The organism is Rossellomorea sp. GCM10028870 (assembly GCF_042666755.1).
In the GTDB taxonomy this organism is placed as follows: Bacteria; Bacillota; Bacilli; order Bacillales; family Bacillaceae_B; genus Rossellomorea.
Genome location: NZ_JBHTGN010000001.1, coordinates 858,355 through 871,525 on the forward strand (window position 1 = coordinate 858,355; position 13,171 = coordinate 871,525).

The window sequence follows — 13,171 nt, forward strand, 5'->3', positions numbered from 1 at the left end:
AAGAAATCTATTACATCATATAAATTTGTATAATTGTGGCAAACTAACTCCTGACAGGAAAAGTTCCTGTACATTTATATATAAACAAAAGGAGAATGCGAATGTGGCAGGAGTTTAAAAAGTTTGCCGTAAAAGGAAATGTTATAGATCTTGCAGTGGCAGTCATTATAGGTGCTGCTTTTGGTAAAATAGTCAAATCCCTGGTGGATGACATCATCATGCCCCTTCTTGGTATATTACTTGGCGGCATCAGCTTTACGAACTTAAAAGTTACAGTAGGAGATGCAGTCATTACATATGGCGTGTTCCTGCAAAACGTAGTGGATTTCTTCCTCATAGCCCTCGTCATATTCTTTATTATACGGCTATATAAGAAAATGGAACGCAAAGAAGAGGTCAAAGCGGAAGTGAAGGTCGATCAGAAGGAAGAGCTGCTTAAAGAGATACGTGATTTATTGAAGGATCCCCAGCGCAGTCCTAAATAAATGAATAATCGACAAAATAAACAAGGAGATTCCCATTATTTATCCAATATATAGTAATAGAAGAATAAGAGGGGGAGAAACAATGGAAATCAACTCAATGTATTTAATTAAAGAAAAAAATGGAATGAAGAAAGACTTTTCTTTACTCCTTTCGATGATGGATTATGCACGTTTCACTTCTATAAGAGAAGTGGAGGACTTACCGGTGGAAATGCTTGACTACCGATGTCACGATGAAGCAAATTCAATCGGGATGCTTCTTGCCCATTTTGATGCAGTTGAAAAAATATATCAGGTGCTTACTTTCGAAAATTTAAGTGATGATGAAATCGAGGAATACGCAATGACATTGGAACCTGCCTTAAGCTTAGGCAGTAATGCAGCCGAATTGATTAATGGAAATAGAGTCGACTTTTACCTTGAGAACTTGCAGATGACCAGGAACAAAACGGTGGATCAGTTCAAACAACTGGATGAGGATTGGCTATATGAAGAAGCGGACTGGTGGTATGGTGAAAAAGGAAATAACTTCTTTAAATGGTTTCATGTATTTGAAGATGAAATCAATCATAGGGGACAAATACGTATGATCAAAAAACTCTATGCAAAAGAACACAATATTTCAAAGGTGGACTAAATCCTTGTTCGCATTTTACAAAAAGACCCATTCAAATTCTTGAGTTTTGCATGAGATTCTGTTATAGTAAAGATAGTTATTTTTGTTCGGTTAATATGCATGATTGAAGAACATTCGTCTTGAATCTTAATCAGAGCAGGAATATAAATATTTTTATGTGCAACTGCACTAGGAGGTACTTGTTTTATGTTACAAGGTAAAGTTAAATGGTTTAACGCTGAAAAAGGTTTCGGTTTCATCGAAGTTGAAGGTCAAGACGATGTTTTCGTTCACTTCTCTGCTATCCAAGGTGAAGGATACAAATCATTAGAAGAAGGTCAAGACGTTACATTTGAAATCGTTGAAGGTGCTCGTGGACCACAAGCAGCTAACGTTCAAAAGTAATTCAATTGAAAAAACTCCAAACAGAGTACGTCAGCTGACGTACTCTGTTTTTTTGCGCCTGCATACATTCAGTGGATACTCGACTCTTATCAGTAGTCCCCTATGCTGGTCTTTCCCAAATAACTCTGGTAATGTACAGTTAAACGATATTTAATATACTGGAGTGCTGAATTGTGTGGAAAAACGCTAAGAAATTTTTTGTTTTTATTGGAGTTTTTATAGGAAGTAACATCATTTTAAGTCTTCTTGCTGGTCTGATACTAACAAATTTGTATCATGGCAATGGATATATTGGGTCTCCCGTTATTGGAACCTTACTAAATGTTGCAGCCGCAATACTTGCGGTTTTTGTTGCGTACAAACCGTTTAAAAAGAAAAATCAGGCTTAACCTGGCAGAAGGCATCGTGTCAATCCCTCCCTTCATATAACGAATATTTTACACCTTACTTCTGAATATGTGCACACTTAATGCCAGCAAGAATAAGCTAATCACACTAACCTTTCCGGAACAATCCGGGGAGGTTTTTCTATGCTCAAGATGAAGTGATTCATAGAATTAAGGCGGACCTAATAGAAAGAGACTAGTCAGTCTTGACTAGTCTCTTGGTAAGTATTTAATTATGTCACTATGATATTATTTATTTTGTTGGTTTTGGTTTTGTTGTTTAGCAGCTTTTCTAGCTCTTTCAGCAGCGTTTTGCTCTTGAGCAAATTCTGCTTCATTTTTTTGTTGTTGTGGTTTTTTATTGTTGTTGTTAGTCATGTTTATCACCTCCGTCTACTATAATGTGCCCCGAAATGAAATAAAGATACATGAAAAATCAATATAAAAGTGGGAATTTTACATATGCAAATTTAGAGTGAGGGACGGACCTTGAAAAGGTCCGTCCCTCACTTTCCAGTTACTTACTAGTTTAGCTCTTGGAAATGGGGGGTAATAATAAGTTTGTGCATTTATTTTCTTTACATACCTATTTCTACATGCTAGAGCTACATCTACGAATTAAGGGGGAAGTCATTTGAAAAATTTCACACCAATGTTTTGGATTGCGATTACAATCGGCATCATTTTTGTGGCTTGGGGGGTTATTTTTCCTCAGGCATTGATTGATATCATGACCAATACTCAAGGAGTTCTTCTAGACAAATTTGGCTGGTTTTATCAATTTTCAGCTTCATTCTTTTTCCTCATCGCGATCTTCTTTGCATTTAGTAAATATGGAAAGATTCGATTAGGGAGGGACACTGACAGGCCAGAATATTCCACATTGACATGGTTTGCTATGCTCTTTAGTGCAGGAATGGGAATCGGACTGCTTTTTTATGGGGTCTCGGAGCCTGTTTCTCATTATTCCACGCCACCATATGGGGAAGGTGGGACCATTGAATCCGCTAAAATCGGATTACGCTATACATATCTTCATTGGGGATTCCATGCCTGGGCCATTTATGCGGTCGTAGCATTGGCCCTTGCCTATTATAAATTCAGGAAGGACATGCCAGGACTTATGAGTGCCACGTTATATCCTGTCATTGGAGATAGAGTGAAAGGTCCCATAGGGTATTTTGTTGATATTGTCGCTGTGTTTGCCACGATTTTCGGTGTGGCGATTTCACTTGGGATTGGTGCACAACAAATTAACAGTGGACTCAATTACCTAATGGGAACCCCGATAGACTTTAAAGTCCAGTTGATCATCATGGGAGTAGCAACGGTGCTATTTATTACTTCTGCTGCTTCTGGTTTATCAAAAGGAATTAAATATTTGAGCAATGCCAATATGGTATTGGCGGTCTTGTTATTCATTGTCTTTCTCATCGCAGGTCCTACGCAATTTGTCCTGGAATTGTTTTTGACCACTTTTGGGAGCTACGTTCAAAATCTGCCTAGTATGGGGTTACGCTTTTCACCCTTTAATGTGGAGAATAATCAATGGGTGAAGGATTGGACGATTTTTTATTGGGCATGGTGGATCTCATGGACACCGTTCGTGGGAACTTTCATTGCGAGGGTGTCAAAAGGAAGGACTGTGCGGGAGTTCATAATCGCCGTCATCATTGTGCCTACAATCGTATGTTCTCTATGGTTTGGTGTATTCGGTGGAACAGGTTTATATTACGACTTTGTTCAAGGTGTAGATGTAGCGGGTCAAAGTTTGGAGACGGCACTATTCTATGTGTATGATCAAATGCCTCTAAGTGGTGTGCTATCGATTATTTCCCTAATCTTGATCATTACTTTCTTTGTGACGTCCGCCGACTCCGCAACATTTGTACTGGGGATGCAAACGTCTAATGGAAGTTTGAACCCTCCATTTTTTGTGAAGTTCAGCTGGGGGATCGTACTAGCTGCCATTGCGGCAATCTTGATGGGGACTGGCGGCATCAGCGGATTGCAAGCCGCCACCATCATCACAGCCTTACCATTAGGCATTATCTTATTTGTCATGACATATGGATTAATTCTTTCATTCCAAAAAGAAATGAAAATGAAAAAGAAAAAAACGTCAGGTGCTGGTAAGTGATTTTATTAACAGGATAAGAAGTAAGCGAAGACCCTCTATTTCGTATAGAGGGTCTTTCTATAGGATTTTTTTCTTGATTTAAAAAAATGTACGCTAAGTTCAATGATTTTGATAGGATTAAGTTACTTATCGAAAAATTTTGAATAGAGGGAGAGTGTGAATTCAATGAAACAGATTATCGCAATGGGTGGAGGAGGATTTTCGATGGAGCCTGAGAACCTGCTTTTAGATCAATATATTTTAAATCAGGCTGGGGAATCAAATCCAAAGGTTTGTTTTTTGCCTACGGCCAGTGGAGATGCTGAAGGGTATATAGAGCGATTTTACAATGCTTTTCACTCGCTTCCGTGTGAGCCTTCCCATTTATCACTATTCAAATTGCCAACCAAAGATTTAGAGAGATTCTTTCTTGATAAGGACATTATCTATGTGGGTGGAGGCAATACAAAGAGTATGCTTGCTCTATGGAGAGAGTGGAAGATTGATTCGATCCTCAAGAAAGCTTGGGAATCAGGGACGGTTCTTGCAGGTTTGAGCGCAGGCTCGATTTGTTGGTTTGAAGAAGGAATTACTGATTCCTATGGAGAAGACTTAGAAACGATTAAAGGATTGGGTTTCGTAAAGGGAAGTCATTCCCCGCATTATGATGGTGATGAAAAACGGCGTCCCCTTTATCATTCGTTTATTGATAAGGGGAAACTACAAGCCGGCTATGGAGTGGATGATGGTGCCGCTTTGCATTTTAAGGATGAAAGTCTTTACAAAGTAGTGAGTTCAAGAGTCCAAGCTTCCGCCTATTGGGTTGAAAAGAGAGAGGGTGATATGTATGAAACGGTTTTATCGACAGAATATCTGAAAAGATTATAAAAAAAACCGGGTTTTAAATGGAGGGGAAAAATGATGATTCACATTCGTTTTATTTCAGCTACTGATACATATAGGATCAGACAACAGATCTTAAGGCCAACTCAATCGATAGAGGAGTGTCAGTATGAAGGGGATTTAGCCCAAAGTTCCTTTCACATAGGTGCTTTCGATGAAGACGTACTAATCAGTATTGCTTCCTATTATCAGGAAGCACTAAAGGATTTGAACGGAAATCTGCCTTACCGTTTAAGAGGAATGGCCACCCTTCCAGATTATAGAGGGAAAGGCGTTGGAAAGGAGCTCATTGCATACAGTGAAGATGTTCTAAAAGGAAAAGGGTGTGAAATGTGGTGGTGCAATGCCAGAATTTCAGCTGGTCCATATTATGAGAAATTGGGCTTAACTCAATTGGGGGAAGTATTTGAAATAGAACCAATCGGGCCTCATGTGATTATGTATAAACAGATGTGATCGTTGGAGTAGGGAAACATGGAAAATGACATAACTGCACTTTCAGATTCTTCCGATTCAACAACCACGTTTAAATCACTTCAAAAATAAACAACCGGGCAAGCCCGGTTGTCTCTTTATTTTCATTCTTGAATCGCAGATCTTCTCAGTTTAATGAACTTCACTAAATTTAATACTATGGTTTTTGTTACAGCGTAAAAAGGAACGGCTAAGATCATTCCAAGAATACCCGCTAAGTTTCCTGCCACCAGCAATAGAATGATAATCGTCGCTGGATGAGTATCCAGACGCTTTCCTAAAATAAGGGGTGAAAGGAGGTTCCCTTCTATTTGCTGAGCGATTGTTACAACCACCACGACCAATATGGCCTTAGTCGGGGAATCGAACAAGGCTACTATAATAGCCGGCGCAGCACCGATAAACGGTCCGATAAAAGGAATGATATTGGTGACTGCACCTATTAATGCCATAACCAAAGCATATGGCAGACCAATGATCAAATACCCGATAAAAGTAAGGGTCCCTACAAATGAAGCAACCGTTAATTGTCCTTGTATGTAGGCAGCAAGTGTATCACTCGTATCCTTTAACGTGTTGATTCCTTCTTCCCGGTAGGCAGGAGGAAGGAATTTTGAAATGGCCTTAGGAAATTTATGGCCGTCTTTAAACATAAAGAATAGTAGAAAAGGTACGGTTACAATCAGTATCGTAATACTGGTCAGAACACTTACTAATCCTTTAAGTGCAGTGGTGATATTATCCGGTAATGTATTGGCGAAATCCACTAACTGATTTTCCACATCTTTAAGTGATACGTAATCTTGACTCATCATCCATTTGAATTGTTGAGTTTCAGATAAGTATTCGATAAAATTCCTCGTTTGTCTTGCATACTCAGGAAGTTCATTGAACAGCCCTGTTATTTGCTTTGAGAGAATAGGAGCGATATTTCCTATAATTAACACCATCACACCAACGATAGCAGCGTAAAGCACGATAATGGCGATGGTTCTCGGCAGTCTTGCTTTCTCCAGGAGATTGACTAATGGATTTAATAAAAAATACAGAAATCCTGAAATGATAATGGGGAAAAATAATGTTGAAGCAAATACGACAATCGGTTCAAATAAAAATGAAATCTTAGTTGAAACATAAATAATGGTAAGAATAATAAGAATTTGTAAGCTCCACGAATACATCTTTTTCTTGGTCAAGCTATTCACCTCTACCTATCGACTTGTTTGTGTGAATAAGTATATCAAAAACAGAAAGGAAAACCCTACTAATATATAAAGGGAAGGAGAATTATTTTTGAGAAGGATCATATTAGACGATCTTAGGTGTATAGAAAGAGAAGAGGAGATTAAGATATTGTATGCTGTCGAAGCTGGAAGTCGAGCATGGGGGTATCATATAGATGACAGCGATTATGATGTCCGGTTTATATATATACGAGAGACAACCGCGTATCTAAATCTTCAACAGACAAAGGACGTAATTGTAAAATCTACACACCATGCCATTGAATTCGGGGGATGGGACCTGAGTAAAGCTCTCAAACTTCTTCGTAAATCAAACCCATCTCTATTGGAGTGGTTAACAGATGAAAATGTGTATATTGAGCACCCGACCATAGAAAAAATCAGGAAGCTGCGAGATCAGACTTTTTCTCCAGACCGCTGTTTAATTCATTACTATCACATGACAAAACGCAATATGGAGAAATATTTGAAGGATGATCCAAACGGTACGAAGAAATGGATGACCATCATCAGGCCGTGGCTTGCTTGTAAGTGGATTATGAAGTATCAAACGTTTCCACCAAATGGGATCAACCAAATGATTGACCACCTTAATATGTATGAAGATATAAAGAATACGATTATTTCCATGGTGACCTCAAGAGTTAAAGGGAAAGAGGCCCATCACCTAAAGCATATGGAAGAGTATCTAAAAGAAGATTTACTAAAAATGGACCGAGCTCTGGAGAATTTACATAGCGATCACTCCTATCAATGGGGAGGTATAAATGAAACATTCATATCCATATTAGAAGAGGTATGGGGTATGCAAATAGACGGGAAGAAACGTTAATACGAGCCATGGGCATGCATAATGGCACCTTCTTTGGGAAGCATAGAAAAAAAGATTCTTACTGAAGGTGCTAATATGAGTTCGTTTAATAAAAGGAAAAGAAGAATACCAAAACAGCTGCTTTCAGAAAAAGAAGAAGTAGTGCCTGAATTTCTCACTTTAGAAGAGAAAATCACTTATTTTCGAAACGGTCTATTTAATACAGATGATCTGAAAATAAGAGAATTAACCTTCAATAGTAAAATATTGACCATTATGTTTATTGATTCTGTCATTGATAATAGGAGCTTACAGACGTATATTATCAAGCCTATATTAGAAAAAGGTTCCGGCGATATATGTGATGTCGTAAGTACTAATAGTATTAAAGAAACATTGTATTTAGATGAGGCACTCAGTGCAATGGTGGATGGACACTGTCTTTTACTTGCGGAAGACAGTGAAATCCTGACCTTTATCAGTATGCCTAAGATTCTTAATAATCGATATGAACCAGTAAATGAAAAGGTGATTAGGGGATCACATCAAGGATTCAGTGAAAATATCACAGAAAATGTGCATCTCATAAGAGAGAGAGTTTCAAATCCGAAATTGACTGTGAAATACTCAAGCATAGGAAAAACAACGAGAACAAAGTACGCTTTAGTTTTTTTATCTCATTTAACAAATCCTGAATTGTTGAAAACGATTGAGAACCGGATCAATTTTGTTCAAACAGATTCGATTCAGTCCCCCGGATACTTTGAGGAATTTTTAGAAGATCATTCATATTCTCCATTTCCTCAGTTTTTAAATACGGAAAGACCGGATCGTGTAGTCGGAAATCTAATGGAAGGCAGAATTGCACTGGTAATGGAAGGAAGCCCTACCGTTTTACTCTTGCCTGTGAATTTTTTTTCCTTCTTTCAAACATCGGAGGACTATAATAATCGGGCATTTATCGGTTCATTTATACGATTCATTCGATTAATCAGTTTTATTGCAACCCTTTGTTTACCCGCATTTTATATTGCCGTCATTTCGTATAATTATGAAATCATTCCAGTCGAAATTATTTTTTCGATTAAAAGCTCCCTTGAATATGTTCCATTTCCTCCATTGATTGAAGCAGCCATTATGCAATTGACCTTGGAATTACTTCGTGAAGCTGCGATACGATTACCGAATCCCATCGCTCAAACCATTGGGGTAGTAGGGGGACTTGTAATTGGGACGGCAGTTGTTGAAGCAAATTTGGTTTCAAATACGATGGTTATCGTAGTTGCGATTACAGCTATATCTTCCTTTGTTATTCCATCTAATGAAATGAGTACTTCCGTTAGAATATTAGGATTTCCGCTAATGATTTTTGCTGCATTATTCGGAGTTCTCGGAATCGTAATCGGGTTGATGTTGCTGTTAATACATATGTCGACGCTCAAATCATTAGGTCAATATTATTTATATCCTGTTGCACCTTTGGATTTCAAGTCACTTAAAGACACCTTTATCCGTGTACCCATTTGGCTGATGAAAGAAAGACCAAAGGATTTGAAGCCGCAGTATAAGTGGAAGACGACTGATCCCCGAGGATGGGAAAAAAATGAAGAATCAGACTAATCTCTCGTCCATACAATTGATGTTATTCATTATTCAAACTCAAATTGGTGTAGGGGTTCTTGGCCTTCCATTCAGCGTATTCTCCATTTCTAAAGGTGATGCTTGGATTTCAGTATTACTGGCCGGTATTGTTGTTCAATTGCTAATAACGACTTTGTGGGTCTTGGGCAGAAGATTCCCCGCTAAGTCACTTTTCCAATACTCAATACAGCTGGTAGGAACAGCAGGAGGGACATTCATTAATGTTTCCTATGTGTTTTATGGATTGCTTGTAACCAGCCTTATTTTAATGTATTCAACTGCCATCATTAAAACGTGGGTACTTACCCTGACACCCAAATGGATTATAATGTTTCTATTAATGGGAACAGCCATCTATTTAGGGAAGGAATTACTACCTGACATTTGCAATGTGTATGTTGTTGTTTCAGTGCTGATTTTCTTTCTGATCTTGATATCCATCGTTGTATTGATCATTTACCCTGTTGATTGGAGGTATTTGCTTCCAATCGGACAATCAGGTAGGATCAATATTCTCAAAGGGATAAAAGAAGCCTATTTTTCAATGCTTGGTTTTGAATTGCTTTTGTTTCTTTTTCCTTATTTTCAGCATAATGGGGAACGGTCCGTCTTATTCTCAGCATCAATGGCCAATCTCTCTGTGACATTGATCTATACCTTTCTTACCATTGTCAGCCTAATAACGTTCAGTCCAGAGGAATTAGTCATTGTTCCTCAGCCGGTTCTATACTATGTGAAATCCCTGTATTTGCAAGTTGTCGAAAGAATTGATTTGGTGTTTGTTTCACTTTGGGTAGTAAGTGTTATTACTTCTTTAACCAGTTATCTTTTCTTATCGACGGAGGGAATAACCCATTCTTTCATGCGAATCAAGCGCATCAAACGTTCTGTCATAACCATTTTCTTTGGCAGTTTATCTTTTATCATTGCCTTAATTCCCAATAAAGAAGCAGAAATGGAGTTGTACAACAAATGGGTGATTAATACCTCCTATTTCTTCATACTTGTCATTCCATTTCTTTTATTAGGAATTTCTTTTGTTTTCAAGAAAAAGGAAAGAGGAGAGAACGCATGAGGAAAAAGGGCATTTTAGTATCCGTCCTACTTATCATTAACCTTTGTTTGACAGGGTGTTGGGATCAACGATTACTGAAAAACGGAAGGCTCGTTTTCTCCTCTTCTTTTGATATGGTTGATGAGGATACCATAAGAGCGACTGCCATCATTCGTGACTTTAAGGATCGAACCCCTACTAATGTGGTGGTACAAGGTGAGGGGAAAACGATTCGTGAAACAAGAATGAGTATGGATAGGAAAATTTCCGGAGTGTTTGAACCTTCAAAAAACCGGGTGTTTTTATTGGGGGAAGAATTAGCTAAAAAAGATATCTATAAATTTTTAGATATATTCTATCGTGATCCCAATAGCTCCATTTCTGCTAAATTGGCCGTGGTGGAAGGAAATGGGGGAGAGATCCTCACTAAGTTGAGTGAGAAAAATGTGTTGATATCTGAATTTATTATTGAATTACTAACAAGCGCAGAAGTCACTACAGGAGTTCCTAAACAGAATTTACAAACCGTCTGTACCATTATGTTTGATGAAGGAAAAGATTTCGCACTTCCTCTCATTAAAATGAAAAATGGAGAAGTTGTTTTAGATGGAATAGGTATTTTTCATAAGAATTCACTTACGGGTACTCTATCATTTAAAGAATCATCTCTATATCTGCTTATGAATAATCAAAAAGCAAAATCAACTCGGTTTGTTTCAAAAATAGATAATGATAAAAAAATGAGCATTGACAATTATATTACGTACAATGTTTCTAAATCTAAATCAAAGCTTAAAATTGTATCTGACACACCTGAAAATATTCAGGTGGAAATCGACATGAAAATGGATATTTCAATCGCAGAGTACCCTCAGGACAAATTAACTGATAAGAGTGAACTCAAAAGACTGAATAAAGAAATATCAAAGCATTTAACAAAAGATGCTCAAAAAATGATTGAAAAAATTCAAATTGCCAACTCAGATTTATTTGGAATCGGAAGAGAGTTGATTGCTTTTCATCCAAAGACATGGGAAAAAATTAATTGGGAAGAAACATACCCCTCCATTACCATTGTCCCGACTATAAAAGTGGATATTGTAGGACACGGGATTATTAATTAACCAGTACCTTTCATTAATTAAAAAGTGTCCAGCCTTTGAGAGCTCTTTTCCTCAAAGGCTGGACACTTTTAGTTCGGTCATGAAACAATCTTTAATCCAATAATACTTCCAATAATGCATGTTATAAAAAACAACCTCTTCAAATCCTTTGTTTCCTTGAAAAAGATCATCCCGATGATAACCGCTCCTGCAGAACCAATCCCGGTCCAAATTCCATATCCCGTACTCACAGGAATGTCAAGTAGAGAAAGAGACAATAAATAAAAGCTCAGAGCTCCTGCAGCAAAACTTATGAAGGAAGGGGCCAGTTTCTTGTAACCTTCAGAGAGCTTCATAAACGTTACCATGACAACCTCCGAAAATCCTGCAAATATGAGAAATATCCATGCCATCAGTATGACCTCCCTGTATGTTGCTCCTCTTTATCACTCATTTTTAGACCGATCACTCCGAAAATGAGTAGTGTGATAAAAGCAACTTTCATGATGCTAATCCCATCATTTAGAAACACCATTCCAACTACAGCAGTACCTGCTGCCCCAATACCGGTGAAGACCGCATATGCAGTTCCAATCGGCAATAATTTCATGGAATTAGAGAAAAAATAAAAACTGATTAAGATTAGAACAGCAGTGACAATACTTGGGACAGGTTTTGTAAATCCCTCTGAAAGGGATAACCCAGTAGCCCAGCCAATCTCCAGTATTCCACCAATAATAACGTATATCCAACCCATGATGCTACACTCCTTTACGACTTGAAATACCTAATTCATAAACCTTCCAAGCCGATTCAATTCGTTGTCTGAAAATTTCTTCAGTATAATAATGATGCTCTAAAAAAACACCATCTACTAAACATAAAAAGGAGGCAATGAATTCATCTTCCTTGATTTCACTGAACAGTTTTTGTTTTTGGCCTTCCTGGTAAATTGATACCAAAATTGCTGTTGTCACCTGTTCAAAATAAATGAATTGTTTTTGAATAAGATCTTTAAAAACTTCTGGGGGAAAGAATGTGACTCTTTTCCATAATAGTGCTTCTTTAGTTGTCACTAATCGTTGACAAAATAAGTCAAAGAGTGTTCTTATATTCGTTAGCGGTTCTTGAGGATCCATTTTTTCTTCTGCGCTCTTATAGGCCGTTACTTCCGACACACTTAAATCCTCAATTACTTCCATAAATAAATCCTCTTTGCTTCGGAAATGGTTGTAGATAGATGGTTTTTTAATGCCCACCGCAGTTGCAATTTCCATTAACGAGGTATCCTCATACCCTTTTTGACCAAATAAATCCAATGCCACATCTTTGATGAGTTGTTTATTGTCATTCTTCAAATTCATTCACCTTCTTTTTTAACTAACTAACGGTCGTTAGTTTTATTCTATAACCATTTTTAAATAAATGCAAGAAGGGAAAAATAATCCACTTTTCTTCAAAACGATCGAATGTATGTCAGATTCCTTACATATAATCATCTGTTGATTTTATATGGAAGGAAAGGGATACTCATGATGGGCTTAAGGGCTAAATTTGTAATACTCATTATGTTACTTGTTCTTCTGTTGGGGCTCTTTACTCTGAAGCTGGTGGTTATCAGTCTCGAAGATTGGGTAATGATTGAGGAAAAGTATTTTCCGGTGAATAATAGAAAAGGAGCGGAAGGAATTAAATCAGGTGAGATTATAGATGTAAACAGCAGCGATCCGTCATGCTCGATGAAATTTGATAACGGGCACACCTATAAGCTGGATTGTGATCAATATTTAGATTTTAAAATAGGAGAGAAGGTTAAAATAGTTTCTGTTGAAAATGATTATGTGAAACTAAGAAGGAAGTAAATATTACTGAGGTACATTCCTTCGCATGGTAAAATAACAGGTAAATAAATGATAAAAAGGGATGATTA

The 13,171-nt window shown here is 37.5% G+C and carries 17 protein-coding genes; 12 read left to right on the plus strand and 5 right to left on the minus strand.

From position 1 onward, the window contains the following. Positions 1-101: 101 nt before the first annotated feature. The 4 genes from mscL (at position 102) to ACFQWC_RS04500 (ending at position 1,895) form a co-directional block, all read left to right on the plus strand. On the plus strand, positions 102-485 hold the full coding sequence (mscL, locus tag ACFQWC_RS04485) for a large conductance mechanosensitive channel protein MscL (RefSeq protein WP_377106214.1): 384 nt from the start codon (positions 102-104) through the stop codon (positions 483-485). Positions 486-567: 82 nt separating this feature from the next. Next, entirely contained in the window at positions 568-1,122 is a 555-nt protein-coding gene (locus tag ACFQWC_RS04490; RefSeq protein WP_377106216.1) for a DinB family protein, read from the plus strand. 186 nt (positions 1,123-1,308) lie between these two features. Beyond that, positions 1,309-1,506 (plus strand): cold-shock protein CspD, encoded by a 198-nt coding sequence (cspD, locus tag ACFQWC_RS04495; RefSeq protein WP_032088076.1) that lies wholly within the window; start codon positions 1,309-1,311, stop codon positions 1,504-1,506. Positions 1,507-1,679: 173 nt separating this feature from the next. Continuing rightward, a complete protein-coding gene (locus ACFQWC_RS04500) occupies positions 1,680-1,895 on the plus strand; it encodes a hypothetical protein (protein ID WP_299737551.1) in 216 nt (71 codons plus the stop codon). A gap of 246 nt (positions 1,896-2,141) precedes the next feature. Here the strand turns inward: ACFQWC_RS04500 and ACFQWC_RS04505 are convergent, their stop codons facing one another. After that, positions 2,142-2,270: a hypothetical protein gene (locus ACFQWC_RS04505; protein WP_299737548.1), complete on the minus strand. Its 129-nt coding sequence runs from the start codon at positions 2,268-2,270 to the stop codon at positions 2,142-2,144. A 256-nt stretch (positions 2,271-2,526) separates the two neighbouring features. Here ACFQWC_RS04505 and ACFQWC_RS04510 point away from each other — a divergent pair, with 256 nt between their 5' ends. The 3 genes from ACFQWC_RS04510 (at position 2,527) to ACFQWC_RS04520 (ending at position 5,370) form a co-directional block, all read left to right on the plus strand. Further along, complete coding sequence (locus tag ACFQWC_RS04510) at positions 2,527-4,032, plus strand: glycine betaine uptake BCCT transporter (protein ID WP_341356478.1); 1,506 nt, start codon at positions 2,527-2,529, stop codon at positions 4,030-4,032. Positions 4,033-4,197: 165 nt separating this feature from the next. Beyond that, entirely contained in the window at positions 4,198-4,899 is a 702-nt protein-coding gene (locus tag ACFQWC_RS04515) for a Type 1 glutamine amidotransferase-like domain-containing protein (protein ID WP_377106220.1), read from the plus strand. A 33-nt stretch (positions 4,900-4,932) separates the two neighbouring features. Further along, entirely contained in the window at positions 4,933-5,370 is a 438-nt protein-coding gene (locus tag ACFQWC_RS04520; RefSeq protein ID WP_377106222.1) for a GNAT family N-acetyltransferase, read from the plus strand. 122 nt (positions 5,371-5,492) lie between these two features. Here ACFQWC_RS04520 and ACFQWC_RS04525 read toward each other — a convergent pair whose 3' ends face one another. Next, positions 5,493-6,584, minus strand: a complete 1,092-nt coding sequence (locus ACFQWC_RS04525; RefSeq protein WP_299737541.1) for an AI-2E family transporter — start codon at positions 6,582-6,584, stop codon at positions 5,493-5,495. Between the two features lie 97 nt (positions 6,585-6,681). On the opposite strand from ACFQWC_RS04525, the gene ACFQWC_RS04530 reads away from it, so the two are divergent. The 4 genes from ACFQWC_RS04530 to ACFQWC_RS04545 all read left to right on the plus strand — a co-directional run bounded on the left by ACFQWC_RS04530 (position 6,682) and on the right by ACFQWC_RS04545 (position 11,262). Continuing rightward, on the plus strand, positions 6,682-7,464 hold the full coding sequence (locus ACFQWC_RS04530) for a nucleotidyltransferase domain-containing protein (protein ID WP_377106224.1): 783 nt from the start codon (positions 6,682-6,684) through the stop codon (positions 7,462-7,464). 75 nt (positions 7,465-7,539) lie between these two features. After that, positions 7,540-9,063, plus strand: coding sequence for a spore germination protein (locus tag ACFQWC_RS04535; RefSeq protein ID WP_299737536.1), 1,524 nt, complete (start codon positions 7,540-7,542; stop codon positions 9,061-9,063). Then, positions 9,047-10,159 (plus strand): GerAB/ArcD/ProY family transporter, encoded by a 1,113-nt coding sequence (locus tag ACFQWC_RS04540; RefSeq protein ID WP_377106227.1) that lies wholly within the window; start codon positions 9,047-9,049, stop codon positions 10,157-10,159. The genes ACFQWC_RS04535 and ACFQWC_RS04540 overlap by 17 nt, the downstream gene beginning before the upstream one ends. Further along, the gene (locus ACFQWC_RS04545) at positions 10,156-11,262 is read left to right on the plus strand and encodes a Ger(x)C family spore germination protein (protein WP_377106229.1); all 1,107 of its coding nucleotides are present in this window, start codon (positions 10,156-10,158) and stop codon (positions 11,260-11,262) included. Before ACFQWC_RS04540 ends, ACFQWC_RS04545 begins: the two co-directional genes overlap by 4 nt. 77 nt (positions 11,263-11,339) lie before the next feature. Here the strand turns inward: ACFQWC_RS04545 and ACFQWC_RS04550 are convergent, their stop codons facing one another. From ACFQWC_RS04550 to ACFQWC_RS04560, 3 genes are read right to left on the minus strand one after another with little or no spacing between them, the layout of a single operon-like run. After that, entirely contained in the window at positions 11,340-11,654 is a 315-nt protein-coding gene (locus tag ACFQWC_RS04550; RefSeq protein ID WP_377106231.1) for a DMT family transporter, read from the minus strand. Then, positions 11,654-11,998: a DMT family transporter gene (locus ACFQWC_RS04555; protein WP_299737528.1), complete on the minus strand. Its 345-nt coding sequence runs from the start codon at positions 11,996-11,998 to the stop codon at positions 11,654-11,656. The genes ACFQWC_RS04550 and ACFQWC_RS04555 overlap by 1 nt, the downstream gene beginning before the upstream one ends. A 4-nt stretch (positions 11,999-12,002) precedes the next feature. Then, a complete protein-coding gene (locus ACFQWC_RS04560; RefSeq protein WP_377106233.1) occupies positions 12,003-12,599 on the minus strand; it encodes a TetR/AcrR family transcriptional regulator in 597 nt (198 codons plus the stop codon). A 174-nt stretch (positions 12,600-12,773) separates the two neighbouring features. Here ACFQWC_RS04560 and ACFQWC_RS04565 point away from each other — a divergent pair, with 174 nt between their 5' ends. Continuing rightward, on the plus strand, positions 12,774-13,103 hold the full coding sequence (locus ACFQWC_RS04565) for a hypothetical protein (RefSeq protein ID WP_299737524.1): 330 nt from the start codon (positions 12,774-12,776) through the stop codon (positions 13,101-13,103). Positions 13,104-13,171 lie beyond the last annotated feature (68 nt).

Bases quoted from the DNA above. Each gene is read 5' to 3' on its own strand.
- mscL (WP_377106214.1), top strand. From the start codon at position 102: ATGTGGCAGGAGTTTAAAAAGTTTGCCGTAAAAGGAAATGTTATAGAT.
- ACFQWC_RS04490 (WP_377106216.1), top strand. From the start codon at position 568: ATGGAAATCAACTCAATGTATTTAATTAAAGAAAAAAATGGAATGAAG.
- cspD (WP_032088076.1), top strand. From the start codon at position 1,309: ATGTTACAAGGTAAAGTTAAATGGTTTAACGCTGAAAAAGGTTTCGGT.
- ACFQWC_RS04505 (WP_299737548.1), bottom strand. From the start codon at position 2,270: ATGACTAACAACAACAATAAAAAACCACAACAACAAAAAAATGAAGCA.
- ACFQWC_RS04515 (WP_377106220.1), top strand. From the start codon at position 4,198: ATGAAACAGATTATCGCAATGGGTGGAGGAGGATTTTCGATGGAGCCT.
- ACFQWC_RS04520 (WP_377106222.1), top strand. From the start codon at position 4,933: ATGATTCACATTCGTTTTATTTCAGCTACTGATACATATAGGATCAGA.
- ACFQWC_RS04535 (WP_299737536.1), top strand. From the start codon at position 7,540: ATGAGTTCGTTTAATAAAAGGAAAAGAAGAATACCAAAACAGCTGCTT.
- ACFQWC_RS04540 (WP_377106227.1), top strand. From the start codon at position 9,047: ATGAAGAATCAGACTAATCTCTCGTCCATACAATTGATGTTATTCATT.
- ACFQWC_RS04545 (WP_377106229.1), top strand. From the start codon at position 10,156: ATGAGGAAAAAGGGCATTTTAGTATCCGTCCTACTTATCATTAACCTT.
- ACFQWC_RS04550 (WP_377106231.1), bottom strand. From the start codon at position 11,654: ATGGCATGGATATTTCTCATATTTGCAGGATTTTCGGAGGTTGTCATG.
- ACFQWC_RS04555 (WP_299737528.1), bottom strand. From the start codon at position 11,998: ATGGGTTGGATATACGTTATTATTGGTGGAATACTGGAGATTGGCTGG.
- ACFQWC_RS04565 (WP_299737524.1), top strand. From the start codon at position 12,774: ATGATGGGCTTAAGGGCTAAATTTGTAATACTCATTATGTTACTTGTT.